Origin of the sequence: Streptomyces olivochromogenes (genome assembly GCF_021538895.1) — a bacterium.
Classification (GTDB): Bacteria; Actinomycetota; Actinomycetes; order Streptomycetales; family Streptomycetaceae; genus Streptomyces; species Streptomyces olivochromogenes_A.
The window spans coordinates 47207-70815 of record NZ_JADDRL010000044.1; the positions used below are offsets into that span (position 1 = coordinate 47207).

The 23609-nt window shown below is 71.4% G+C and carries 22 protein-coding genes; 14 read left to right on the plus strand and 8 right to left on the minus strand.

Annotation, left to right across the window (positions count from 1 at the left end):
* Window positions 1–43: 43 nt before the first annotated feature.
* The gene (locus IPZ69_RS22720) at window positions 44–1618 is read left to right on the plus strand and encodes a tetratricopeptide repeat protein (RefSeq protein WP_235456120.1); all 1575 of its coding nucleotides are present in this window, start codon (window positions 44–46) and stop codon (window positions 1616–1618) included.
* Window positions 1619–1674: 56 nt separating this feature from the next.
* On the opposite strand, the gene IPZ69_RS22725 is transcribed toward IPZ69_RS22720, so the two are convergent.
* The 3 genes from IPZ69_RS22725 to IPZ69_RS22735 form a co-directional block, all read right to left on the minus strand.
* Window positions 1675–2151, minus strand: a complete 477-nt coding sequence (locus IPZ69_RS22725) for a VOC family protein (RefSeq protein ID WP_235456122.1) — start codon at window positions 2149–2151, stop codon at window positions 1675–1677.
* Between the two features lie 66 nt (window positions 2152–2217).
* A complete protein-coding gene (rarD, locus tag IPZ69_RS22730) occupies window positions 2218–3201 on the minus strand; it encodes an EamA family transporter RarD (RefSeq protein WP_235456148.1) in 984 nt (327 codons plus the stop codon).
* Between the two features lie 235 nt (window positions 3202–3436).
* A complete protein-coding gene (locus IPZ69_RS22735; RefSeq protein WP_235456123.1) occupies window positions 3437–4291 on the minus strand; it encodes an SDR family oxidoreductase in 855 nt (284 codons plus the stop codon).
* 91 nt (window positions 4292–4382) lie between these two features.
* Between IPZ69_RS22735 and IPZ69_RS22740 the strand changes: the two genes are divergently transcribed.
* The gene (locus IPZ69_RS22740; protein WP_235456124.1) at window positions 4383–4793 is read left to right on the plus strand and encodes a winged helix-turn-helix transcriptional regulator; all 411 of its coding nucleotides are present in this window, start codon (window positions 4383–4385) and stop codon (window positions 4791–4793) included.
* Window positions 4794–4830: 37 nt separating this feature from the next.
* Here IPZ69_RS22740 and IPZ69_RS22745 read toward each other — a convergent pair whose 3' ends face one another.
* The 5 genes from IPZ69_RS22745 to IPZ69_RS22765 all read right to left on the minus strand — a co-directional run bounded on the left by IPZ69_RS22745 (window position 4831) and on the right by IPZ69_RS22765 (window position 11766).
* Window positions 4831–5910, minus strand: coding sequence for a 2-oxoacid:ferredoxin oxidoreductase subunit beta (locus IPZ69_RS22745; RefSeq protein ID WP_235456125.1), 1080 nt, complete (start codon window positions 5908–5910; stop codon window positions 4831–4833).
* A complete protein-coding gene (locus IPZ69_RS22750; RefSeq protein ID WP_235456126.1) occupies window positions 5903–7831 on the minus strand; it encodes a 2-oxoacid:acceptor oxidoreductase subunit alpha in 1929 nt (642 codons plus the stop codon). Before IPZ69_RS22750 ends, IPZ69_RS22745 begins: the two co-directional genes overlap by 8 nt.
* Window positions 7832–8072: 241 nt before the next feature.
* Window positions 8073–8732: a response regulator transcription factor gene (locus IPZ69_RS22755; protein WP_308407532.1), complete on the minus strand. Its 660-nt coding sequence runs from the start codon at window positions 8730–8732 to the stop codon at window positions 8073–8075.
* 299 nt (window positions 8733–9031) lie between these two features.
* Window positions 9032–10375 (minus strand): sensor histidine kinase, encoded by a 1344-nt coding sequence (locus tag IPZ69_RS22760; RefSeq protein WP_235456128.1) that lies wholly within the window; start codon window positions 10373–10375, stop codon window positions 9032–9034.
* A gap of 113 nt (window positions 10376–10488) precedes the next feature.
* Window positions 10489–11766, minus strand: a complete 1278-nt coding sequence (locus IPZ69_RS22765) for a sensor histidine kinase (RefSeq protein WP_235456129.1) — start codon at window positions 11764–11766, stop codon at window positions 10489–10491.
* 199 nt (window positions 11767–11965) lie between these two features.
* Here IPZ69_RS22765 and IPZ69_RS22770 point away from each other — a divergent pair, with 199 nt between their 5' ends.
* The 12 genes from IPZ69_RS22770 to IPZ69_RS22825 all read left to right on the plus strand — a co-directional run bounded on the left by IPZ69_RS22770 (window position 11966) and on the right by IPZ69_RS22825 (window position 23355).
* Complete coding sequence (locus tag IPZ69_RS22770; protein WP_235456130.1) at window positions 11966–12382, plus strand: NADH-quinone oxidoreductase subunit A; 417 nt, start codon at window positions 11966–11968, stop codon at window positions 12380–12382.
* A complete protein-coding gene (locus IPZ69_RS22775) occupies window positions 12373–12981 on the plus strand; it encodes an NADH-quinone oxidoreductase subunit B (RefSeq protein ID WP_235456132.1) in 609 nt (202 codons plus the stop codon). Before IPZ69_RS22770 ends, IPZ69_RS22775 begins: the two co-directional genes overlap by 10 nt.
* Window positions 12978–14201, plus strand: coding sequence for an NADH-quinone oxidoreductase subunit C (locus IPZ69_RS22780; RefSeq protein ID WP_235456134.1), 1224 nt, complete (start codon window positions 12978–12980; stop codon window positions 14199–14201). Before IPZ69_RS22775 ends, IPZ69_RS22780 begins: the two co-directional genes overlap by 4 nt.
* Window positions 14198–15166: a complex I subunit 1/NuoH family protein gene (locus IPZ69_RS22785; protein ID WP_235456135.1), complete on the plus strand. Its 969-nt coding sequence runs from the start codon at window positions 14198–14200 to the stop codon at window positions 15164–15166. The genes IPZ69_RS22780 and IPZ69_RS22785 overlap by 4 nt, the downstream gene beginning before the upstream one ends.
* Window positions 15167–15168: 2 nt before the next feature.
* Window positions 15169–15744, plus strand: coding sequence for a NuoI/complex I 23 kDa subunit family protein (locus IPZ69_RS22790; RefSeq protein ID WP_235456136.1), 576 nt, complete (start codon window positions 15169–15171; stop codon window positions 15742–15744).
* A complete protein-coding gene (locus IPZ69_RS22795; protein ID WP_235456137.1) occupies window positions 15741–16349 on the plus strand; it encodes an NADH-quinone oxidoreductase subunit J family protein in 609 nt (202 codons plus the stop codon). Before IPZ69_RS22790 ends, IPZ69_RS22795 begins: the two co-directional genes overlap by 4 nt.
* Window positions 16349–16729: an NADH-quinone oxidoreductase subunit NuoK gene (gene nuoK / locus IPZ69_RS22800; protein ID WP_235456138.1), complete on the plus strand. Its 381-nt coding sequence runs from the start codon at window positions 16349–16351 to the stop codon at window positions 16727–16729. Before IPZ69_RS22795 ends, nuoK begins: the two co-directional genes overlap by 1 nt.
* Entirely contained in the window at window positions 16726–18720 is a 1995-nt protein-coding gene (locus tag IPZ69_RS22805) for an NADH-quinone oxidoreductase subunit 5 family protein (RefSeq protein WP_235456139.1), read from the plus strand. The genes nuoK and IPZ69_RS22805 overlap by 4 nt, the downstream gene beginning before the upstream one ends.
* A 6-nt stretch (window positions 18721–18726) precedes the next feature.
* Window positions 18727–20355, plus strand: a complete 1629-nt coding sequence (locus tag IPZ69_RS22810; RefSeq protein ID WP_235456140.1) for an NADH-quinone oxidoreductase subunit M — start codon at window positions 18727–18729, stop codon at window positions 20353–20355.
* Complete coding sequence (locus IPZ69_RS22815) at window positions 20352–21875, plus strand: NADH-quinone oxidoreductase subunit N (RefSeq protein ID WP_235456141.1); 1524 nt, start codon at window positions 20352–20354, stop codon at window positions 21873–21875. The genes IPZ69_RS22810 and IPZ69_RS22815 overlap by 4 nt, the downstream gene beginning before the upstream one ends.
* Window positions 21876–22102: 227 nt before the next feature.
* Window positions 22103–22966 (plus strand): zinc metalloprotease HtpX, encoded by an 864-nt coding sequence (htpX, locus tag IPZ69_RS22820; protein ID WP_235456142.1) that lies wholly within the window; start codon window positions 22103–22105, stop codon window positions 22964–22966.
* A complete protein-coding gene (locus tag IPZ69_RS22825; protein WP_235456143.1) occupies window positions 22963–23355 on the plus strand; it encodes a YccF domain-containing protein in 393 nt (130 codons plus the stop codon). The genes htpX and IPZ69_RS22825 overlap by 4 nt, the downstream gene beginning before the upstream one ends.
* The last annotated feature ends 254 nt before the right edge of the window (window positions 23356–23609 follow it).

A 23609-nucleotide genomic window follows, 5' to 3' on the forward strand; every position in this document is an offset into this window, starting at 1 on the left:
CACGTGTACGACCGGATCGTGACGCCGGGGAGTGAGGGGACCGATGTCTCGACTCAGCCGCGAGAAGCGGGAACAACAGGGGGCTGCGTGCCCGGCGGCACCGGTCGAGGTCCGGGTCTCGGGTTCGGGCGCGTCGATCGGCGGCGTGGCCGTCGTGGCGGCGCCCGGCGAGGAGATCCAGCATGCCGTCCTGAACCACCTCCATCGCCTCGTTCTCACCAGTGGCCATCCTGTCCTCGCCACGGTCCACGACGACCGCATTGGGTACGTGGTCGCCCTCCAGATCGACGCGGACGGCTCAAGCCGGTTCACGGGGGAGCCCGTTCCGGTTCCGGTGACTCCGTCGCTCGGGCAGGGGGAGCCCGGGGAGTCCGTGAGCGGAGGCGCGCGGGAGACCGGCGGGCGGGACAAGCCCACCCATCTCCTTTCCGCGGTCGCCGAGCCGGTGCGCGACGTCGCTCCCACGTTCCAGCTGAGGGCCGTGCCGGAGCCGACGCCGGTCGCGGAATCGGCGCCCGGCCTCTTGCCGAGCGTCGTGGCGGACGTGGTTCCCGGGACGGTCCAGGCGCCCACGGGGGTGTTCGGACCGCCGCCGACCATGGACACCGCACCGGGGCACACCGCGGCGCCGGCGCCGATGGCTTTGCCGGGGCCCATGGCCTTGCCGGGACCGATGGCCTTGCCGGCGCCGATCGCGGCGCCGGGTTCCGGCGCCGGGGCGGATCCCGTTGCCGGACCGGCGTTCCGTGCCGGGTCGGATTCCGTTGGCGGGCCGACTTTCATCGCCGCGCCGCAGCCGATCGCCGGACCGGGTCTCGACGCCGGGCCGTATCGCGCCCCCGCGCCGTACCTCGACACCGAGCCGCGGCCGCTCGCGCCCGCACCGGCCGAACTCCCTGCGACCTCCACAGCTTCCTTGGCCGGAGGCCCTTCGGCCGCCACGGCCGGAGTCTCCTCAGCCCCCAAGCCCGCGCTCGCCCCGGTCCCCGCACCCGAAGCCATCCCCGCCCCGACCCCGACTCCTCGCCGTACCCCTGTCACCGACTTCGTCGCGGAGACCGAGCCCGAGCCCAGGCCCACGCCTGCCCGGGGTTTCGACGCCGTGGCCGAGGCGGTACTGGGGGACGGGCCCGCGACCGTGACCGAGGAGGGGGCCGCGTTGCTCGGGGAGCCGATGACGCGGATCAACGAGGCGGTGAAGTCGGGGCGCCTCGACACCGCGGCCGAACTGGCGGAGCGCACCGTCGCCGAGGCCGCCGCCCTGCTGGGCCCCGGCCACCCCGAGGTGCTCGGGCTGCGCGAACTGACCGCCTACATCGCCTACCTGGCCGGCGACCCGCTCCGCTCCTTCCACCTCTCCCTCGACCTGGCTCGCCGGCGCCACCGCACCCGGGACACGGAGGCCGCCTACGGCAACGTCCAGAGCGCGGCCACCGCCTGGCGCGCCGTCCGCGACCCCGAGCAGGGCCTGAACCTGGGCCACGAACTGATCGCCCTGTGGACGGAACTCACCGCGGAGGAGGGCCCGGCGGCCGACGACATCGAGGAGTTGGAGTCCGCCCACGCCCGCATGGTCCGCCTCACGGAACGCGCGCGGCGGGCACGAGCCCAGGGCTGACGCGAAGGCGGCCGGAGTCGGCACTGCCGCGTCGACTCCGGCCGCCCTCGCGTCACCTACTGCACGCAGAACTCATTGCCCTCCGGGTCCGCCATGATCACCCACGCCCCGGCCGGCTCCGTCACCCGCCGCACGACGCTCGCGCCCAGCCCCTGAAGCCGTTCGACCTCGCTGTCCCGCAGCCCCTCACCGGGGTGCAGGTCGAGGTGGAGCCGGTTCTTGGCGGTCTTGGCCTCGGGGACGCGCTGGAACAGCAGCCGCCGTCCCAGCCCGGTGCCGCGTTCCTTGTCGTACGGGTCGTCGGGGTGCCGTACGGCGATCAGGTCCCGGAAGGCCGGGCGGCCGTGGAACTCGACGGTGGCCGCGCCGGGCAGCGCGCCCAGTTCCAGCAGCCGCTCGACGAACGCGCTGTTGTCCTCGACCTCGTAGTGCAGCGCGGCGGCCCAGAAGTCGGCCTGTGTGTGCGGGTCGGCGGCGTCGATGACGAGCTTCCAGTGCAGCGGGGCGGGCGCGGCCGCCGGAGTCTGTGTCATGCCGACCACTTATAGCCGACCTGGACGGACCTGACAGCGGAACCGGGGCCCGGCCGCCCGGCGGCTCTAGCCCTTCGCCTCCAGCGGGCCCTCCGGCGCCGCTGACACGTCCTCCACCTCTCGTACGGCCACCTCTCGTACAGCCACCTCCGGCGCCGTCTCCACCACGCCGGCCGGCCGCCCGTTCCGCGGCGCCGGGATCCCGGCCGCGAGGGCCTTCGACGCGCGGTGCGCGGTGCGCAGGGCGTCACCGGTGAGCAGGGCCAGGGCCAGCCAGACCAGCGCGAACCCGGCCCAGCGCTCGGGCGGCATGGCCTCGTGGAAGTAGAGGATGCCGATCAGGAACTGGAAGACGGGGGCCAGGTACTGCAGCAGGCCGAGCGTGGAGAGCGGTACGCGGATCGCCGCCGCCCCGAAGCAGACCAGCGGGAGCGCGGTGACGATGCCGGTCGAGGCGAGCAGCGCCGCGTGTCCGGCGCCGCCGGTGCCGAACGTGGACTGGCCCTGCGCGCTCAGCCACAGCAGATAGCCGAGCGCGGGCAGGAACTGGATGGCGGTCTCGGCGGCCAGCGACTCGATGCCGCCCAGGTTGACCTTCTTCTTCACCAGCCCGTAGGTGGCGAAGGAGAAGGCGAGGCAGAGGGAGATCCACGGCGGACGGCCGTACCCGATGGTCAGCACGACCACGGCGGCGAACCCGACGCCGACCGCCGCCCACTGCGTGGGCCGCAGCCGCTCCTTCAGGATCAGCACGCCCATCGTGACGGTGACCAGGGGGTTGATGAAGTACCCGAGCGAGGCCTCCACCACGTGCCCGGCGTTCACGGACCAGATGTAGACGCCCCAGTTGACGGTGATCACCGCGGCCGCGAGCGCGATCAGGGCCAGCCGGCGCGGCTGCCGCAGCAGTTCGCCGGCCCAGGCCCAGCGCCGTACGACGACGAGCGCGACGGCGACGAAGACGAGGGACCACACCATCCGGTGGGCGAGGATCTCGACCGAGCCGGCGGGCTTGAGCAGGGGCCAGAACATGGGGACGAGGCCCCACATCCCGTAGGCCGCGAAGCCGTTCAGCAGACCTGTCCGCTGCTCGCCCTTCGCCGCCCCGTCGCCCCTCGATATCCCGTCACCCTTGGATGTCCCGGCCACGGGCCCCTCCTGCTCACGTCGCGCCTGCTCGCCGGGACGACGGTAGCGCCGAGCACCCCCATCTGTCATGCCCGTATCGCCATACGGTCATGACAGGTGGGGGTGGGGTGCGTTCAGGCGTCCGGAGAGGGCGGTGTCAGTCCTTGAGCGCGGCGGCGATGGCCTCGGAGAACGGGGTCGTCGGGCGGCCGGCCAGGCGGGACAGATCGCCGCTGGAGACGACCAGTTCGCCCTTCGCGATGGACGCGTCCACGCCGACGAGGATCTCGGCGAACGGCGCGGGCAGCCCGGCGCCCGCCAGGATGTCCTTCAGGACCTCACCGGGAACGTTGTTGTAGGTGATCTCCTTGCCGGTCCGCGCGCTCAGCTCGGCCGCGTACTCGGCGAAGCCCCACGCCTCGTCGCCGCCCAGCTCGTAGGTCCGGTTCTCGTGGCCCTCGCCGGTCAGCACGGCGACGGCGGCGGCCGCGTAGTCGGCGCGGGCGGCGGAGGAGACCCGGCCCTCACCGGCCGCGGCGACGACGGCGTCGTGCGCCAGGACCGGGGCGAGGTTCTCGGTGTAGTTCTCGTGGTACCAGCCGTTGCGCAGCAGCGCGTAGGGCAGGCCGGAGGCGAGCAGCGCCTCCTCGGTGGCGCGGTGGTCGTCGGCGAGGGCGGCCGTCAGGCTGCCGGGGGCGCTGGTGTAGGCGAGCAGCGCCACGCCGGCCGCCTTCGCGGCGTCGATGACGACCTTGTGCTGCTGGACCCGGCCCTTGTCGAACTCGTTGCCGGAGATCAGCAGCACCTTGTCGCCGGCCGCGAAGAGTCCGTCGAAGGTCCCGGGCGCGTTGTAGTCGGCGACGGCGATCCGTACCCCGCGGGCGGCGAGGTCGGCGGCCTTGGCCTTGTCGCGGACGACGGCGGTGACCTGGTCGGCGGGGACCTTGTCCAGCAGCTGCTCCACGACGTGGCGGCCGAGGTGTCCGGTGGCTCCGGTGACGACGATGCTCATGTCTGCGATCTCCTTGTGGGGTGTGTATGTCACTAACCCTAGGAGTGGCACTAACTCAACGAAAGTACCCACTTTGAAGTAAGGTACTGGCATGGCAGTAAGTAACCTCAACGCCAAGAAGCGCGCCGAGGCCGAGGGGATGTGCCCCTACCGCCTCGTGCTGGAGCACGTCACCAGCCGCTGGGGCGTCCTCGTCCTGATCCGGCTCCTGGACCGCTCGTACCGCTTCAGCGAACTGCGCCGGGCGATCGCCGAGATCGCCCCGGTCAGCGAGAAGATGCTGACCCAGACCCTGCAGATCCTGGAGCGCGACGGCCTCGTCCATCGCGACGCCAAGCCGGTCATCCCGCCCCGCGTCGACTACTCCCTCACCGGCCTGGGCCGCGAGGCCGCGGAACAGGTGCGGGCTCTCTCGCTGTGGACCAGGGAGCGGATGGCGGACGTCGAGCGCGCCCGCCTGGCATACGACGAGGCCCGGGCGGAACAGACCCGGGCCTCGTGAATCGTCGACTGCGCCGGCCGGCCGTCGTCCGACGGCCTCAGCCGACCACCGTCCAGGTGTCGCCGCCGGCCAGCAGCGCCGCCAGGTCTCCCTTGCCGTGCTGTTCGACCGCCTCGTCCAGCTGGTCGGCCATCTGCGTGTCGTAGACCGGGCGCTCCACCGACCGGAACACCCCGATCGGCGTGTGGTGGAGGTTGTCCGGGTCGGCCAGCCGGGACAGGGCGAACGCCGTGGTGGGCGAGGCCGCGTGGGCGTCGTGGACGACGAGCCGCGCCTCGTTCTCCGGGGTGACCGTGACGACCTCCAGGTCGCCGGTGGCCGCGTTGCGGACGACGCCGCGCGTGCCGTCTGCGCCGAAGCGGATCGGCTGCCCGTGTTCGAGGTGGATCAGCGCCTCCTCGGCGGACTGCCGGTCCTTCAGGGCGTCGAAGGCGCCGTCGTTGAAGATGTTGCAGTTCTGGTAGATCTCGATCAGCGCCGTGCCCTGGTGGGCCGAGGCCGCGCGCAGCACCTGCGTCAGGTGCTTGCGGTCGGAGTCGATCGTGCGGGCCACGAACGACGCCTCCGCGCCCAGGGCCAGGGACACCGGGTTGAAGGGCGCGTCCAGCGACCCCATCGGCGTCGACTTCGTGATCTTGCCGACCTCGGAGGTCGGGGAGTACTGGCCCTTGGTGAGGCCGTAGATCCGGTTGTTGAACAGCAGGATCTTCAGGTTCACATTGCGGCGCAGGGCGTGGATCAGGTGGTTGCCGCCGATGGACAGCGCGTCGCCGTCACCGGTGACCACCCACACACTCAGGTCCCGGCGGGTGCTGGCCAGGCCCGTCGCGATGGCGGGGGCGCGGCCGTGGATCGAGTGCATGCCGTACGTGTTCATGTAGTACGGGAAGCGCGAGGAGCAGCCGATGCCCGAGACGAAGACGATGTTCTCCTTCGCCAGGCCCAGCTCCGGCATGAAGCCCTGCACGGCGGCGAGGATCGCGTAGTCACCGCAGCCGGGGCACCAGCGCACTTCCTGATCGGACTTGAAGTCCTTCATGGACTGCCTGGCCTCGGCCTTGGGGACGAGCGAGAGCGCCTCGATCGTGCCCGTGCCTTCCGTGGACGTCTCAGCCATCGATGGCCTCCTTGAGCGCCGTGGCGAGCTGCTCAGCCTTGAACGGCATGCCGTTCACCTGGTTGTACGAGTGGGCGTCCACCAGGTACTTCGCCCGCACCAGGGTGGCGAGCTGGCCGAGGTTCATCTCGGGGATCACCACCTTGGGATAACGCTTCAACACCGTGCCGAGATTCCGCGGGAAGGGGTTGAGGTGGCGCAGATGGGCCTGCGCGATGGACTCCCCGGCCGCACGCAGCCGCCGTACCGCGGCCGTGATCGGGCCGTACGTCGAGCCCCAGCCCAGCACCAGTGTCTCGGCCCCGTGCGGGTCGTCGACCTCCACATCGGGCACGTCGATGCCGTCGATCTTGGCCTGGCGGGTGCGGACCATGAAGTCGTGGTTGGCCGGGTCGTAGGAGATGTTGCCCGTGCCGTCCTGCTTCTCGATCCCGCCGATGCGGTGCTCCAGACCCGGGGTGCCGGGGACGGCCCAGGGGCGGGCCAGGGTCTTCGGGTCGCGCTTGTACGGCCAGAACACCTCGGTGCCGTCGGCCAGCGTGTGGTTGGGACCGGAGGCGAACTGCACGCTCAGGTCCGGCAGCTCGTCCACCTCGGGGATGCGCCAGGGCTCGGAGCCGTTGGCCAGGTAGCCGTCCGACAGGAGCATCACCGGCGTGCGGTACGTCAGCGCGATCCGGGCCGCCTCCAGCGCCGCGTCGAAGCAGTCGCCGGGCGTGCACGGCGCGATCACCGGGACCGGGGCCTCGCCGTTGCGGCCGTACATCGCCTGGAGGAGGTCCGCCTGCTCGGTCTTGGTCGGCAGACCCGTCGAAGGCCCGCCGCGCTGGATGTCGACGATCAGCAGCGGCAGCTCCAGCGACACCGCGAGGCCGATCGTCTCCGACTTCAGCGCCACACCGGGGCCGGAGGTCGTGGTCACCGCGAGGGAGCCGCCGAACGCCGCGCCCAGCGCCGCGCCGATCCCCGCGATCTCGTCCTCCGCCTGGAAGGTCCGCACACCGAAGTTCTTGTGCTTGGACAGCTCGTGCAGGATGTCCGAGGCCGGAGTGATCGGGTACGAGCCGAGGAACAGCGGCAGATCGGCCTGCCGGCTCGCGGTGACCAGGCCGTAGGACAGGGCCAGGTTCCCGGAGATGTTGCGGTAGGTGCCGACCGGGAACGCCTTGGCGGCCGGCGCCACCTCGTACGACACCGCGAAGTCCTCGGTCGTCTCGCCGAAGTTCCAGCCCGCGCGGAACGCGGCGATGTTGGCCTCGGCGATGTCCGGCTTCTTCGCGAACTTCGACTTCAGGAACTTCTCGGTGCCCTCGGTCGGCCGGTGGTACATCCAGCTCAGCAGGCCCAGCGCGAACATGTTCTTGCTGCGCTCAGCCTCCTTGCGGGAGAGGTCGAACTCCTTGAGGGCCTCCACCGTCAGGGTCGTCAGCGGGACCGGGTGGAGGTTGTAGCCGTCGAGCGAGCCGTCCTCCAGCGGGCTGGACGCGTAGCCCACCTTCTGCATGGCGCGCTTGGTGAACTCGTCCGTGTTGACGATGATCTCCGCGCCGCGCGGGAGGTCGCCGATGTTCGCCTTCAGGGCGGCCGGGTTCATCGCGACCAGGACGTTCGGCGCGTCACCCGGGGTGAGGATGTCGTGGTCGGCGAAGTGCAGCTGGAAGGACGAGACGCCCGGGAGGGTGCCGGCGGGCGCGCGGATCTCGGCGGGGAAGTTCGGCAGCGTCGAGAGGTCGTTGCCGAAGGACGCCGTCTCGGACGTGAACCGGTCTCCGGTGAGCTGCATGCCGTCACCCGAGTCCCCCGCGAACCGGATGATGACCCGGTCCAGGCGCCGGACGTCCTTCACCCCGCCCGGTTTGCGCTGCTCTCCCACAACGGTCCCGTCGGTCTGCTCCGCTGGGCTGCTGACCTGGCTGGTCACTGAACTTGACCTCCTTCGAGGCGGCTGTCCGGGTGTGGTCGTCCCACGGACCATCCCAGGATCAACCCTACGTCGGTTAGGGTCGCCTTCCCTCGGCCATTCGCATGATGGACGGCATTCCGAGACGACCCGTTGCCCTGTGGTGTCATGCTTACTCGCCCCCCTGGAGATGCGGTGGAAGACGCTTCCCGCTCGTTTCCCGGTTCTGGGTCCGCTGCTTTGCTGACACAGTGTCAGGCCATCATGAGTTCAGGTAGGTGAGGACGGCCAGAACACGCCGGTGGTCCCCGTCGCTCGGCGACAGGCCGAGCTTCAGGAAGATGTTGCTGACGTGCTTCTCCACCGCTCCGTCGCTGACCACCAGCTGCTTGGCGATCGCCGAGTTCGTCCGCCCCTCGGCCATCAGCCCCAGGACCTCGCGCTCGCGCGGGGTGAGGCCTGCCAGCACGTCCTGCTTGCGGCTGCGCCCGAGCAGCTGCGCGACCACCTCCGGGTCCAGTGCCGTACCGCCCTGGGCCACCCGGACCACCGCGTCCACGAACTCCCGGACCTCGGCCACCCGGTCCTTGAGCAGATAGCCCACGCCGCGGCTGGAACCGGCCAGCAGTTCGGTGGCGTAGCGCTCCTCCACGTACTGCGACAGCACCAGCACGCCGAGCCCGGGATGCGCCTTGCGCAGCCGCACCGCGGCCCGCACCCCCTCGTCTGTGTGCGTCGGCGGCATCCGTACGTCCGCCACGACCACGTCGGGCAGCGCGTCCTGCGCGTTCAGGTCGGCGATCGTCTTGATCAGCGCCTCCGCGTCCCCGACACCGCCCACGACCTCGTGCCCACGGTCGGTCAGCAACCGGGTCAGCCCCTCCCTGAGCAGCACCGAGTCCTCGGCGATGACCACCCGCACCCTGTCCTCCACGATCTTTCGGCCCCCCAGCCCGTCTTCCTTCCCGGTCCGTCCATACGGAAGTCCAGCATTCCAGCATTCGGACCGCACCGCCCCCGGGCCACGAGAATCAGGGCAGTACATGTCAGGTCCGCCACTCGGGACGGCCTGTGGTCGATCAAGGGTTGTGGTCGATCAACGGCTGGGGTTGATCAACGCTTGTTGATGTTCGTCGCCTGTCGGTGATCCCCGGGCATGCCACGGCCGCCCGCGCCCCGGTCCGCGGACCGAGGGGCGGGCGGCCGTGAAGCCGCGAGCCGTCACCGCCGCCAGGGGAGCTCCGCGGTCACGCGGGTGGGGCCGCCCCGGGGCGAGTCCACGACCAGGATCCCGTCGACCGCATCCAGCCGCTCGGCCAGTCCCGCCAGGCCCGAACCGGCCGACACGTCGGCGCCGCCGAGCCCGTCGTCCACCACCTGCAGCATCAGCCGGTCGTCCGACCGCCACACGTCCACCGACGCCCGGCCGGCCCCGGAGTGCTTGCTGATGTTCTGCAGCAGCTCGGAGACGGTGAAGTAGGCGATCCCCTCGATGGCCTGCGCGGGCCGCTCCACCAGGTCCACCTCGACCTGCACCGGCACCGTGCAGCGGGAGGCGACCGAGGACAGCGCGGCGTCCAGCCCGCGGTCGGTCAGGACGGCGGGATGGATCCCGCGGGCGAGATCGCGCAGCTCCTGGAGTGCCGTCTTCACCTCGCCGTGCGCCTCCTCGACCATCCGGGCCGCGGCGTTCGGGTCCTCCGTCAGCTTCTCCTTCGCCAGCCCCAGATCCATGGCCAGCGCCACGAGGCGTGCCTGCGCTCCATCGTGGAGATCCCGCTCGATGCGCCGCAGGTCCGCCGCCGCCGTGTCGACCACGATCCCCCGGTCCGACTCCAGCTCCACCACCCGCGTCGCCAGCCGCGACGGCCCGAGCAGCCCGTGCACCAGCACCCGGTCCACCGTGGTCAGCGCCCGCACGATCCATGGCGTGGCCAGCGTGAACAGCAGTCCGACCAGCGCCGTGACGGTGATCTCGAAGGGGTTGTCGAGATAGACGCTGTGGTGCGCGTCGCCGTACAGCTGAAGGCCGCCCTGACCGCCGTACATCGGGAACAGCCAGAACCACAGCGGGTACGTCAGCAGCGCCCAGCCGTACGCCCAGAAGTTCACCGCGACGACGAACGAGAACACCGCCCACGGGAACTGCAGCACCGCGTACAGCAGGTGCCGCCACGAGGTGCCGTTCTTCAGGACCGCGCCCATCCAGGCCATCACGCCCGGTTTCCGCTGGGGCAGCGGCTCCGGTTCGGCCACCTCCAGGCCGAGCAGCCCGCGCGCCCGCGCCCGCTCCAGCACGCCGAGCCCCCGGCACCCGGCCAGCCCCGCCGCCAGCACCGGAACCCCGAGGAACGTCACCAGCAGGCCCGCCCCGAGCGACATCATCGTGACGGCGTAGACGAACATCAGGATGCCCACCGGCAGGCTCAGCAGGACGTACGCGAACTCGCGCCGGCTGCGTGCCTCGATCGGCGCCCGCAGCGCGGCGGGCAGCCGGTGCCGGCGTTCGCCGCCGGGTTCGTACCCGTGCGTGTACCCGTACCCCTGTCCGTACTCCGTGGCCATCGGCGTCGTCCCGTTCTCCTCGTTCGGCGGCTGTGTTGCCGTACCTCCACCCTGCTGTGTCGCAAGGCCGGCGGGACATGGAGGCCGTCGGCGTCTTGACCGGGGGGTTTTCCCTACCCCTCGCGGGGGGTCTGCGTCCGGTCCCGGCCGTCCGCCGGGTCCTGCGCACGGTCCCGCCAGGGCAGCTCCGCGGTGATCGTGGTCGGGCCGCCCGGTGGTGAGTCGACGACGAACAGGCCGTCGACGGCGCCCAGCCGGTCCGCGAGGCCGCGCATGCCGGTGCCGCCGTCCAGCCGGGCGCCGCCGCGACCGTCGTCCCACACCTGTATGAGGAGCCGGTGCTCCGTCCGCCACACGTCGACGGCGGCCGTCCGCGCCCCGCTGTGCTTGCTGATGTTCTGCAGCAGCTCGGAGACCGTGAAGTAGGCGATGCCCTCGATCGCGGCGGCCGGTCTCGACTCCAGGTCGGCCGTCACCTTCACCGGCACCGTGCAGCGCGAGGCGACCGAGGACAGCGCGGCGTCCAGGCCCCGGTCGGTGAGCACGGCGGGGTGGATCCCGCGCGCGAGATCGCGCAGTTCCTGGAGCGCGAGCTTCACCTCGCCGTGCGCCTCCTCGACCATGGCCGCGGCCGAGTCGGGGTCTTCGAGCAGCTTCTCCTTGGCCAGACCGAGCCCCATGGCCAGGTTGACCAGCCGGGCCTGTGCCCCGTCGTGCAGATCGCGCTCGATGCGGCGCAGATCGGCCGCCGCGGTGTCCACGACGACCCCACGGTCGGACTCCAGTTCGGCGATCCGGCGCTCCAGCTCGTCCGAGGGCGACAGCAGCCCGCGCACCATCGCCCGGTCCACGTTCGTCAGCCCCCGCACGACGAACGGCAGCACCGGCCACAGCACGAACAGGCCGGTCAGCACGGTGACGAAGGTGAGGATGCCCCACGGCAGCCGGATCAGGTCGTACAGCATCGTCCGCCAGCCCACCGGGTCCTTCAGCGCCAGCCACAGCCGCTGCAGGCCGCCGACCCTGGCCAGCCGCAGCGGACTCGGCTCCTCCACCCGCACCCCGAGCAGCCGCCGGGCCCGCGCCCGCTCCATCTTCGCCAGCTGCCGCGCCCCGAACAGCGCGACCGCGAGCAGCGGGAAGCCGATCACGGTGAACGTCAGCGCACCGCTGACGCTCAGCGCCGCGACCGCGTACGTGAATCCGAACACCGCCACCGGCAGGTTCGCCAGGAGATGCGCGATCTCCTTCCAGGTCTGTGCCTCGTAGGCGAAACGGGCCGGGGGCAGGGGATCGTCGGCGTCGGCCCACGGGCGGGCGCCGGCATCGGCCCGCGAGAGGGCCCCGGAGCCGGTCCGCGCGGTGCCGGCCGAGGAGGAACGAGCGGTCATGGGCGCTAGCCTGCCGCGCCCCGGGCCGCAGTGCCATGGAGTTCGCCGCCGCGATGTCCTGGGGAAAACCCCACCCTCGCGTCTCATGCTGTGACGGGCTGCTTACCCTCCCTTTATCAGGGCCTAGACTCCCGTGCGTACAGATCGTCGAATCAGCGGTTAACTGGGGTCACCACCAGGTCAGGGAGCGAGGACGACGTTGCGGGAGACGTTGGGGAACTCGACCGCCGTCCCGGCGGACATTGCGGCCGGCTACTTCCAGTCCTACTCGGTCGTGGGACTGCTGGCCCTGGTCGGCGTGCTCTTCGTGGCGGTCGCCTTCGGCGCGGGCCGCCTGCTGCGCCCCGTGGTGCCGACCCCGGAGAAACTCCTCACCTACGAGTGCGGTGTCGACCCCGTCGGCGAGGGCTGGGCCCACACCCAGGTCCGCTACTACGTCTACGCCTTCCTCTACGTGATCTTCGCGGTCGACTCGATCTTCCTCTTTCCCTGGGCGACGGTCTTCGCCGCGCCCGGCTACGGAGCGACGACGCTCGTCGAGATGTTCATCTTCCTCGGCTTCCTGGCCGTGGGCCTGCTGTACGCATACAAGAAGGGCGTCCTGACATGGACGTGACCCCGTCGGCCACCGAGCCGGTTCTGCTGCCCGAGCCGAAGCGCCTGGGCGCGCTCGCGCGCCTGGCTCCCGAGCCGATGAAGGTGGTCCTGAACTGGGGCCGCCGCTACTCGCTCTGGGTCTTCAACTTCGGCCTCGCCTGCTGCGCCATCGAGTTCATCGCCGCGTCGATGGCCCGCCACGACTTCATCCGCCTCGGCGTCATCCCCTTCGCGCCGGGCCCGCGCCAGGCCGACCTGATGGTGGTCTCCGGCACGGTCACGGACAAGATGGCCCCCGCGGTCCGGCGCCTGTACGAGCAGATGCCCGAGCCGAAGTACGTCATCTCCTTCGGCGCCTGCTCCAACTGCGGCGGCCCCTACTGGGACTCCTACTCGGTGACGAAGGGCGTCGACCAGATCATCCCGGTCGACGTGTACGTCCCCGGCTGCCCGCCCCGCCCCGAGGCGCTGCTCCAGGGCATCCTCAAACTCCAGGAGAAGATCGCCCGCGAGTCGCTGGGGGAGCGGTACGGCACCGTCGGAGCCCCGCGTGCCTCCACGGCCGCCCTGCAGAGCGGCCTGGTGAAGCCGCCGGCCGTCGAGGGGGATCCGCGATGACCACCGTCGGCTGGCTGCCCGCCCCGGTCGAGGAACTCTTCGGTACGGAGGCGACGGCCGAGGAGTCGTACGAGGTCCTGACGGTGGACGTCCCGCCGTCCTCCTGGCTCACCGCCCTGGAGACGGCCCGTACGACCCTGTCCTGCACCTACTTCGACTGGCTGAGCGCGGTCGACGAACCGGGCACGGGCTTCCGCGTCTCCGCGCACGTGGTCGCCCTCGCCCCGGTCCGCCGCCTGCTGGTGCGCACCACGGTCCCGCACGAGGCCCCGGCCCTTCCTTCCGCCGTCGGCGTCTACGCGGGCGCCGCCTGGCACGAGCGCGAGACGCACGAGATGTTCGGCGTGACCTTCGAGGGTCACCCGGCGCTGGACCACCTGCTCCTCCCGGAGACCTTCGAGGGCCACCCCCTGCGCAAGGACTTCGTCCTGGCGGCACGGGTCGCCAAGGCGTGGCCGGGAGCGAAGGAACCGGGCGAGTCGGACCACGGCGGCCCCAAGCGCCGCCAGATGCTGCCACCGGGCGTCCCCGACCCCAACGAGTGGGGCCCCATGAAGGGCCAGCTCCCACCGGCCCCCGCCCGCCGCGCGGGCCGTGCCGCGGGCCGGGCGGCGGGCGACCGCCCCACGCGCGCCGCGGGCGACCGCCCGGTACGCGCGGCCGGGGAACGCCCGCCGCGGCGCACGCGCACGGCGGCGGAGGGATCGGCCAGCCAGGGGGCACCACTGGAGCCGACCGCTGCCGCGTCATCTGCCGAGGCGGCGCCTGAGGTCTCGGCCTCTGCGGAGGCGGTGGCGCCCGAGGCCTCGGTGAGTGAGCAGGGCGGTGCTGCGGGTACCGCCGCCGGTGCGACCGGTCCGCGTCGCGCGCGCAGCGCGAGCGGGGGGTCCGCCTCGCAGCGAGCGGGAGAGACGGAGGCTGCCGAGCCGACCGAGGCGACCGAGCCGACCGAGCCGGCGGAGCCCACGGTGCCGGGTGCGGGTGCGCCCGGCACAGGGCGGTCCACCGCCGCGCGCGGCACCGACGCCCCTTGGCATCACGCCCGCCCGGCCTTCGACGAGCCGGAGGGCAAGAAGGCCCCGCAACCGGAACCGACGGAACCGACGGAACCGACGGAAGCGGGCCGCGCTGACGCAGCGCCCAGCGCCGAGGAGTCCGCCCCCGAAGCCTCCGCCCCCGAAACCCCCGCCCATGACGACCCCACAGGAGGCCCGCAGTGAACGGCGCGCTCGACGTCGCCCTGCGACTTCTGGTCGTCTTCGTCGTCTTCCTCACCTTCCCCCTGATCGTCGGCCAGACTGAGCACAAGGTGATGGCCCACATGCAGGGCCGCCTCGGCCCGATGTACGCCGGCGGCTTCCACGGCTGGGCCCAGCTCATCGCCGACGGCGTGAAGTTCGCGCAGAAGGAGGATGTGGTTCCGACCGGCGCGGACCGCCGTATCTTCCAGCTCGCCCCGGCCGTCGCCCTCCTCCCGTACCTGCTGGTCCTGCTCGCCATCCCGATCGGCCCCGGCGAGGGCGCGGTCGGCCAGGTCCTCGACGCGGGTGTCTTCTTCGTGCTCGCGGTGATGGGCGTCGGCGTCCTCGGCTCGCTCATGGCCGGCTGGGCCAGCGCCAACAAGTTCTCCCTCCTCGGCGGCCTGCGCACCGCCGCCCAGCTCCTCGCCTACGAACTTCCGATGCTCCTCGCCGCCGCCTCGGTGGCGATGGCGGCCGGCACGGTCTCCCTGCCCGGCATCCTCGACGCCTTCCACTGGTGGTGGCTGCCCTGGCAGATCGTCGGCGCGTTCGTGTTCTTCGTCGCCGGCCTCGCCGAGCTCCAACGGCCGCCCTTCGACATGCCGGTCGCCGACTCGGAGATCATCTTCGGCGCGTACACCGAGTACACGGGCCTGCGCTTCGCCCTGTTCCTGCTCGCCGAGTACGCCGGAATCATCGTCCTGTGCGGCCTGACCACCGTCCTCTTCCTCGGCGGCTGGCACGGCCCCTGGGGCGCCGACGGCCTCGGCTGGCTGTGGACCCTGCTGAAGACCGCGATCCTCGCCTTCGTCGTCATCTGGCTGCGCGTGACCTACCCCCGCCTGCGCGAGGACCAGCTCCAGAAGCTCTCCTGGACCCTCCTCGTCCCCCTCTCCCTCGCCCAGATCGCCCTCACCGGCATCGTCAAGGTGGTGATCCAGTAGCCATGGCTGCGTCGCTCCCGCCCACCCGCTCCCGCATCCCCGGCAGCGGCCTGGCCAAGGGTCTGGCCGTCACCCTCCGCACGATGACGAAGAAGACCGTCACCGCGCAGTACCCGGAGGTCCAGCCCGACCTGCCGCCCCGCACCCGCGGCGTCATCGGCCTGTTCGAGGAGAACTGCACGGTCTGCATGCTGTGCGCCCGCGAGTGCCCGGACTGGTGCATCTACATCGACTCCCACAAGGAGACGGTCCCGCCCGTGGCCCCCGGCGGCCGCGAGCGCAGCCGCAACGTCCTCGACCGCTTCGCCATCGACTTCTCCCTGTGCATGTACTGCGGTATCTGCATCGAGGTCTGTCCTTTCGACGCCCTGTTCTGGTCCCCGGAGTTCGAGTACGCCGAGACCGACATCCACGAGCTCACCCACGAGCGCGACAAGCTCCGCGAGTGGATGTGGACCGTCCCGGCCCCGCCCGCCCTCGACCCCGCCGCCGAGGAGCCGAAGGAACTCTCCGCCGCCCGCAAGACCGCGGAGAAGCTCGCGGCCGCGCAGGCCGAGCCGCAGGAGGGGGACGCGTGAGCCTCGCCGCCGCCGCACCCCACGGCTTCCTCTCCCCGAACGGTGTCGAGATCGCCTTCCTCCTCGTCGGCCTGGTCACCTTCGGCGCCGCGCTGGTCACCGTCACCACCCGGCAGCTGGTGCACGCCGCCCTGTGGCTCGTGGTCACCCTCGGCGGCCTCGCCGTCGAGTACCTCCTGCTCACCGCCGAGTTCATCGCCTGGGTACAGGTCCTCATCTACGTCGGCTCCGTCGTCGTCCTCCTCCTGTTCGGCCTGATGCTCACCAGGGCCCCCATCGGCCGCTCCCCTGACGCCGACTCCGGCAACCGGTGGGCCGCCCTGGCCGTGGCCCTCGCCGCCGCGGCCGCCCTGGTCTGGGTGGTGGTCGACGCCTTCCGCACCACCTGGATCGACCTGCACGGCCCGGCCGCCGGATCGACCGAGGTCACCGGCGCGAGCCTGTTCCAGAACTGGGTCCTCCCCTTCGAGGCCCTCTCCGTGCTCCTCCTCGCCGCCCTGGTCGGCGCGATCGTCCTGTCCCGCAAGGCCAAGGCGGAGACGACCGGCACCCCGACGGTCCCGGACGCCCGCCGCGGCCGCGCCGAGAAGGAAGGCGCCCGCTGATGCACCTCGCCTATCCCGCCGTGCTCTCCGCCCTCCTCTTCTGCACCGGCCTGTACGGCGTCCTCGCCCGCCGCAACGCGATCCTGGTCCTGATGTCGGTCGAGCTGATGCTCAACGCCGTCAACCTCAACCTCGTCGCCTTCGACGTCTGGCTCAGCAAGACCGCCCGGGACACCCTGCACTCCGGCCAGGCCCTGACCCTGTTCACCATCGCCATCGCCGCCGCCGAGATCGGCATCGGCCTGGCGATCGTCCTCGCCGTCTACCGCAACCGCGGCACCTCCGACATCGACAGACTCCGCGACACCGCCGAGGGCCACGAGACCGACGGCCCCGACAGCGACGCCCCCGCGGCCGAGAAGGCTGAGGCCACCGCGTGACCACGACCACCCTCGCCGTCCTCGTCCCCCTCCTGCCGTTCCTCGCCGCCGTCGCCGGCCTGCTCCTGGGCCGCACGGCCCCCGGCTTCGTGCGCCCGCTCGCCGTCCTGCCGACCCTCACCGCACTGGTGCTGGCCGTGCTGGTCGCCGGGCGCCAGGGCGGCGGCCAGGCGATCAGCGCCGCCACCGAACTCACGCCCACCGGCTCGATCCCGATCGAGCTGTCCCTGTACATCGACGGCTTCGCGGCCCTCGTCGCCGTCCTGGTCGGCGTCGTCGCCACCTGCGTGCAGATCTACTCCACCGGCTACCTGCGCGACGACCCGCGCTACCCCTCGTACGCCGCTCTCGTCTCCCTGTTCACCTCCGCGATGCTCCTGGTCGTCTACTCGGGCGACCTGATCGTGCTGCTGGTCGGCTGGGAAGTCATGGGCATCTGCTCCTACTTCCTGGTCGGCCACTACTGGGAGACCCCTGAGGCCCGCGCCGCCTCCCTGAAGGCCTTCCTGGTCACCAAGCTCGGCGACGTCCCCTTCCTGATCGGCCTGTTCGCCCTGGCCACCGACGCCGGGTCCTTCCAGATCACGAAGGTCCTCGGCACCGTCGCCAGCGGCGGACTCGACCACCCGACGCGGATCGCGCTGCTGCTCCTGGCGGGCGTGGCGGGCAAGTCGGCGCAGTTCCCGCTGCACACCTGGCTCCCCGACGCGATGGCGGGTCCCACGCCCGTCTCCGCGCTGATCCACGCCGCGACGATGGTCGCCGCCGGTGTCTACTTCGTCGCCCGGCTCCTCCCCGTCTTCGAGGCCTCTGCGGCCGCGATGGTCGTCCTCGCCGTCATGGCCGCCGTCACGATGATCGGCTCCGGTCTCTGCGCGCTCGCCCAGGACGACATCAAGCGCGTCCTCGCCTACTCGACGATCGGCCAGCTCGGCTACATGACCGGCGCCCTCGCCGTCGGCGACCGCGGTGCCGCCGTCTTCCACCTCCTGTCGCACGGCGCCTTCAAGGCGCTGCTGTTCCTCGCGGCCGGCGTGATCATCCACGCCGCCGGCACCAACTCACTGGCCGCCATGTCCCGCATGAGCCACCTGCGCGACCGCGTCCCCGACGCCTACTGGACGATGAGCGTGGCGCTCCTCGCCCTCGCCGCGATTCCTCCCTTCAGCGGCTTCTTCTCCAAGGAGTCCGTCCTCGGCGCCGCCGAGCACGTCGCCACCGGCCACGCCGAGCGCGTCCCCGGCAGCACCGGCTGGATCGTGCTCGTCGCCGGTCTGGTCACCGCCCTGCTCACCGCCGCGTACGCGACCCGCCTGTGGCTGCTCGCCTTCCGCGGCCGGGGAACCGAGGCCCCGGACCACGGCCGTCAGCCGCTCAGCATGACCGTGGTGCTGTGGGTGCTCGCCGTCCCCTCGCTCGCGTTCGGCGGGCTCGCCTACCGCACGCTGCCCGACTGGTTCGGCGGCCGCGACCTGACGCCGACCCTGCTCACCTCGGTGCTGGGCACGGGCCTCGCCCTGGTCGGCCTGCTCGCCACCTACGGCGCCTGGCAGCACACCACCGCACTCGCCGCCCGGGTACCGATGGGCGCGGTCGCCGCCCACCCCGAGGGCGGCGCCGGGCTGGTCGAGGAGGAGGCCATCGTCGGCCACGAGCCGGCGTACGGCGACGTGGCCTACGCTGCCGACCCGGCGGACCCCGGGCGGCTGCTGCTCGGGCCGCTGTACCGGCACGCGGCCGTCGGCTTCCACCTGGACGCCGTGTACTCGGCGCTGTTCGTCCGCCCGGTGCGGGCCGGAGCGAGTCTCGTCCAGTTCCTCGACCGCGAGGTCGTCGACACCTATGTGCGCGGCGCGGCCGCGCTGCCCCGTCTGCTCGGGGCAGCCGTGCGGCGCGCACAGACCGGCAATGTGCAGACCTATGTGAGCGCGCTGCTCGCCGGCACCGTCGTCCTGGCGGTCGCCGTCCTCCTCGTCGCCACGGGAGCGTGAGCAGGCGTGATCGATATCAGCGAGTCCGTGATGCAGTTCCTTCTGGCGTTCGTCGTCGTCGGCCCGCTCCTCGGCGCCGTCGCCGCTCTCCTGCCCGCCCCGCCCGGGCTGAAGGGGAAGTCGCCCGAGCAGGCCGTGCTGAGGCACGGCGTGACCGTGACGGGCGCGATCCTCATCGCCGCGATCGTCCTGGCGCTCGGCTTCGACCACGACCAGCCGTCGAAGATGCAGGCCACGACGGACATCAGCTGGATCCCCGCACTCGACGTGCGGATCCACCTCGGCATCGACGGCATCTCCCTCCCCCTTCTGGTCCTGACCGCGCTGCTGACCTTCCTCTGCGCGCTGTACTCCTACTTCAAGATGCCCGCGGGCCCGAGCCCGAAGGCCTTCGTCGCGCTGGTGCTCGTCCTGGAGTCCGGCACCCTCGCGACCTTCGCCGTCCTCGACCTGCTGCTGTTCTTCCTCGCGTTCGAGATGGTGCTCATCCCGATGTACTTCCTCATCGCCCGCTGGGGCGGCGAGGGCCGGACCCAGGCCGCCTGGAAGTTCATCCTCTTCACGCTGCTCGGGTCCGTCGTCATGCTGCTCGGCCTGCTCCTGATCGGAATCAAGGCGGGCACATTCGACATGGTGGCACTCGCCACTGACAACGGCCGGTCGCTGACCACATCCGTGCAGGTCATCGCGGTTTTGTCGATCGGGATCGGGCTCGCGGTCAAGACGCCGATGTGGCCGCTGCACAGCTGGCTGCCGGACGCCCACACCGCCGCGCCGACCGTCGGCTCGGTCCTCCTGGCCGGCGTCCTGCTGAAGATGGGTACGTACGGGTTCGTCCGGATCCTCCTGCCGATCGCGCCCGACGGGTTCCGGATCTTCGCGCCGTATCTCGCCGCCCTCGCGGTCGTCGGGATCATCTACGGATCCCTGGCCTGCCTGGCCCTCGCCAAGCAGGGCGCGAAGGGCGACCTCAAGCGCCTGATCGCCTACTCCTCCATCGGCCACATGGGCTTCGTCCTGCTCGGCATCGCGACGACGACCCCGACCGGGGTGAACGGCGCGCTGTTCGCCAACATCGCCCACGGCCTCATCACCGGCCTCCTCTTCTTCCTGGTCGGCGGGCTGAAGGACCGCACGGGCACCACCGACCTCGACACCCTCTCCCTCCCGTCGCCCGACCGCCACCCCACAACGAGCGGCTCCGCCGCGCCGAATCAATTCCAGACCGGAGCCGCGCTGTACGGCAAGGCCCCGCGCCTGGGCGGCCTGCTCGCCTTCGCCGCGGTCGCCTCGCTCGGCCTGCCGGGCCTGGCCGGATTCTGGGGCGAGATGCTGGCCCTCTTCGGCGCCTTCAACCCCGCCGCCGACCTGAGCCGCCCCGCCTTCCTCACCTTCATGTCCATCGCCGCGTTCGGAACCCTGCTGACGGCCGCGTACATGCTCGTCGTGGTCCGCCGCGTCTGCATGGGCGCCCTGCCGCAGGACGTCCCGAAGCTCGCGGACGTACGCAGCTACGAGTTCGCGGCCTGGACCCCGCTCGTCGCCCTCACCGTCGTCGCCGGACTGTGGCCGAAGGTCCTCCTCGGCCTGACGGACCCGGCCGTGCAGCAGCTCCTCGCAGGAGGCACCCGATGAGCGCCCTGGCCCAGCCGCTGGCCGCGTCCGTGGTCCAGTCCGTCGACTGGCTCGCCATCGCCCCGCCCACCGTCGCCGCGGTCGTCGCACTCGTCGTCCTCGTCGCCGACCTGTTCGTACCCGAAGCCCGGAAGGCCGTCCTCGGCTGGGTCTCGGTGGCCGGACTCGCCGTCTCGGCCCTCCTGCTGCTGCCCCTTCTGGACGGCGACCGCAGCACCTTCTGCCTGACCGGCAACCAGGGCGTGTGCAGCTACACGGCCGACCGGTTCACCCTCGTCATCCAGTTCCTCGTCCTCGGCGGTGCCCTCCTCGCGGCCCTGCTGTCGGTCACCGCGCTCAAGGACGGGCACCGCAGACTCCCCGAAGGGGAGTTCTGGTTCCTGCTGCTGTCCTCCGCGGCCGGCGCCGCCCTGCTGCCCGCCTCGCGCGACCTCGCCACCCTGATCGTGGCCCTCGAAGTCGCCTCCCTGCCCGCGTTCGCCCTGGTCGGCATCCGGCACGGCGACCGGAAGTCATCCGAGGCGGCCCTGAAGTTCTTCCTGTCCTCGGTCACCGCCACCGCGGTCAGCCTGATGGGCATCAGCTTCGTGTACGCCGCCACCGGCAGCCTCTACCTCACCCAGGTCGCCGACCGCATCCAGCACGTCGACGGACAGCTCCACACCCTGGCGCAGACCGGCGTCGTCCTCACCTTGGTCGGCTTCGCCTTCAAGACGGCCGCCGTGCCGTTCCACTTCTGGGTGCCCGACACCTACGTGGGCGCCCCCCTCCCGGTCGCCGCCTACCTGTCGGTCGTCGGCAAGGCCGTCGGCTTCTCCGGCCTGATCCTCGTCACCGTCGTCGCCCTCCCGTCGTACGCCGACGTCTGGGGCCCCGCGCTCGCCGTCCTGGCCGCCCTCACCATGACCGTCGGCAACGTCGGCGCCCTGCGCCAGCAGGCCACGCGCGCGTACAGCGCGGTCCGGCTGCTCGCCTGGTCCTCCGTCGGGCAGGCCGGCTACCTCCTCGTGCCGATCGCCGCCGCCGGCTACGTCAAGGACGGCCAGAAGGCCGTCGGCTCCACCGTCGCGTACGCCCTCATGTACGCCGCCGTGAACCTCGGCGCCTTCGCGGTGGCCGCCGTGGTGGGCCGTACGAAGCACCTCAACCGCCTCACGGACTACCGGGGCCTGTACGCCTCCAACCCCCTCGCGGCCCTCACCCTGGCCTTCTTCCTGCTGTGCCTCGCCGGACTGCCGCCGGGCATCATCGGCCTCTTCGCCAAGGTCACTGTCTTCTCGGTGGCCGTCGACGCGGGACTCGGCTGGCTGGCCGTCGTCATGGCCGTCAACGTGGTGATCGCCCTCTTCTACTACCTTCAGTGGACGGCCCTGCTGTTCCGCGCCCCCGAGGGCGAGCCCGCACGGCACCGCGTCCCGGCCCCGCTCACCGCCGCGATCGGCCTCACCGCGGTCCTCGGCGTCGCCCTGTCCGGAGCGCCCCAGCTGGTGCTCCGCTTCGCGGACACCGGCCTGTTCTGACACCCCGGCACGCGCGTGGGCCGGCAGGCCGCCACACGCGCGTGCCGCTCAGCGCGGACCGTCACCCGGACGGCGCACGCCCGCCTCCGCACGCACAAGGGAACTAGTGGCCCCCGCCTGGCGTTGACCAGTGCGGGAGGGTCCACTGGACGTGACACCACGGCACCAGTGGCACCGGAGATCAGTAAGCAAAGGGTTCCCCTGCCGCACCACTTGGAGGGCGTACCGTGCACCGCCGGCACAACGGGCTCAGGACCGCAGTACTCCTCGGGGGACTGTCGGCACTCATCATCGTCATCGGCAGCCTCTTCGGCCGTACGGGGTTGATCGTCGCCGTCCTGGTCGCGCTCGCCACCAACGCGTACGCGTACTGGAACAGCGACAAGCTGGCGCTGCGCGCGATGCGTGCCCGCCCCGTCAGCGAGTTCGAGGCTCCGGCCCTGTACCGCATGGTCCGTGAGCTCTCCACACAGGCCCGCCAGCCCATGCCCCGCCTGTACATCTCGCCGACGGAGGCGCCGAACGCCTTCGCCACGGGCCGCAACCCGCGCAACGCCGCCGTGTGCTGCACCGAGGGCATCCTGCGCATCCTGGACGAGCGCGAGCTGCGCGGCGTCATCGGCCACGAGCTCAGCCACGTCTACAACCGCGACATCCTCATCTCGTCGGTCGCCGGCGCCCTCGCCTCGGTGATCATGTTCCTGGTCAACTTCGCCTGGCTCATCCCGATCGGCCGCTCGGACGACGACGACGGCCCCGGCGTGCTCGGCCTGTTGCTGGTCATGATCCTGGGCCCACTCGCCGCCAGCCTCATCCAACTGGCCATCAGCCGCTCCAGGGAATACGAGGCGGACGCCTCGGGCGCCCAGCTCACCGGCGACCCACTCGCCCTCGCCGGCGCCCTGCGCAAGCTGGACGCCGGCACGAAGCAGCTTCCGCTGCCTCCGGAGCCCCGAATCGAGACCGCGAGCCACATGATGATCGCGAACCCCTTCCGCCCGGGCCAGGGACTGTCCAAGATGTTCTCAACGCACCCGCCGATGGCGGAGCGCATCGCCCGGCTCGAAAAGATGGCAGGTCGCCACCAGTGAAGACCATCCTGAACGTCATTTGGCTCGTCCTGAGCGGATTCTGGCTGTTCCTCGGCTACCTGCTCGCGGGTGTGCTGCTGTGCATCACCATCATCGGAATCCCGTTCGGCATCGCCGCGTTCCGCATCGGCGTCTACGCCCTGTGGCCCTTCGGGTACACGACGGTCGAGCGCCGCGACGCCGGAGCCGGCTCCTGCATCGGCAACGTCCTGTGGCTGATCCTGGCCGGCTGGTGGCTGGCCCTCGCGCACATCGTCACCGGCATCCTGCTGTGCATCACGATCATCGGAATCCCGTTCGGCATCGCCAACTTCAAGCTGATCCCCGTCTCGCTGCTTCCGCTGGGACGCGAGATCGTGCCCACGGACCAGCCGTTCGCGACGCGCTGACCCAACACCGGGAGAGTCGGGCCGGGATGCGGCCCGACTCCCCGTCATGCGGCCGCCGGTGACACGGTTTTGCGTTCCACGTTTTCCACAGAGCCGGGGTTGTCCACAGGCTCGCCCGCTCACCGGCCGAGGCCCGCATGATGAAGGCGGCTGCTAGGCCCTGTCGTCAAATCCCCGTCTGCCCCGCGACGCCATGCACGCTCCCCCAAGCTCTTCGAGTAGGGGGGACCCCCACTCGCCGCACCGGGCCCCGA

Coding starts and splice junctions, on each gene's coding strand:
- IPZ69_RS22735 (WP_235456123.1), bottom strand. CDS start 4,291: ATGAGCATCGTCGTCACCGGAGCCACCGGACACCTCGGCCGCCACGTC.
- IPZ69_RS22775 (WP_235456132.1), top strand. CDS start 12,373: ATGGACGTGACCCCGTCGGCCACCGAGCCGGTTCTGCTGCCCGAGCCG.
- rarD (WP_235456148.1), bottom strand. CDS start 3,201: ATGTGGGGCCTCGTCCCCATGTTCTGGCCCCTGCTCAAGCCCGCCGGC.
- IPZ69_RS22790 (WP_235456136.1), top strand. CDS start 15,169: ATGGCTGCGTCGCTCCCGCCCACCCGCTCCCGCATCCCCGGCAGCGGC.
- IPZ69_RS22765 (WP_235456129.1), bottom strand. CDS start 11,766: ATGACCGCTCGTTCCTCCTCGGCCGGCACCGCGCGGACCGGCTCCGGG.
- IPZ69_RS22760 (WP_235456128.1), bottom strand. CDS start 10,375: ATGGCCACGGAGTACGGACAGGGGTACGGGTACACGCACGGGTACGAA.
- IPZ69_RS22745 (WP_235456125.1), bottom strand. CDS start 5,910: ATGGCTGAGACGTCCACGGAAGGCACGGGCACGATCGAGGCGCTCTCG.
- IPZ69_RS22720 (WP_235456120.1), top strand. CDS start 44: ATGTCTCGACTCAGCCGCGAGAAGCGGGAACAACAGGGGGCTGCGTGC.
- IPZ69_RS22815 (WP_235456141.1), top strand. CDS start 20,352: ATGAGCGCCCTGGCCCAGCCGCTGGCCGCGTCCGTGGTCCAGTCCGTC.
- IPZ69_RS22740 (WP_235456124.1), top strand. CDS start 4,383: ATGGCAGTAAGTAACCTCAACGCCAAGAAGCGCGCCGAGGCCGAGGGG.
- IPZ69_RS22725 (WP_235456122.1), bottom strand. CDS start 2,151: ATGACACAGACTCCGGCGGCCGCGCCCGCCCCGCTGCACTGGAAGCTC.
- IPZ69_RS22780 (WP_235456134.1), top strand. CDS start 12,978: ATGACCACCGTCGGCTGGCTGCCCGCCCCGGTCGAGGAACTCTTCGGT.
- nuoK (WP_235456138.1), top strand. CDS start 16,349: ATGCACCTCGCCTATCCCGCCGTGCTCTCCGCCCTCCTCTTCTGCACC.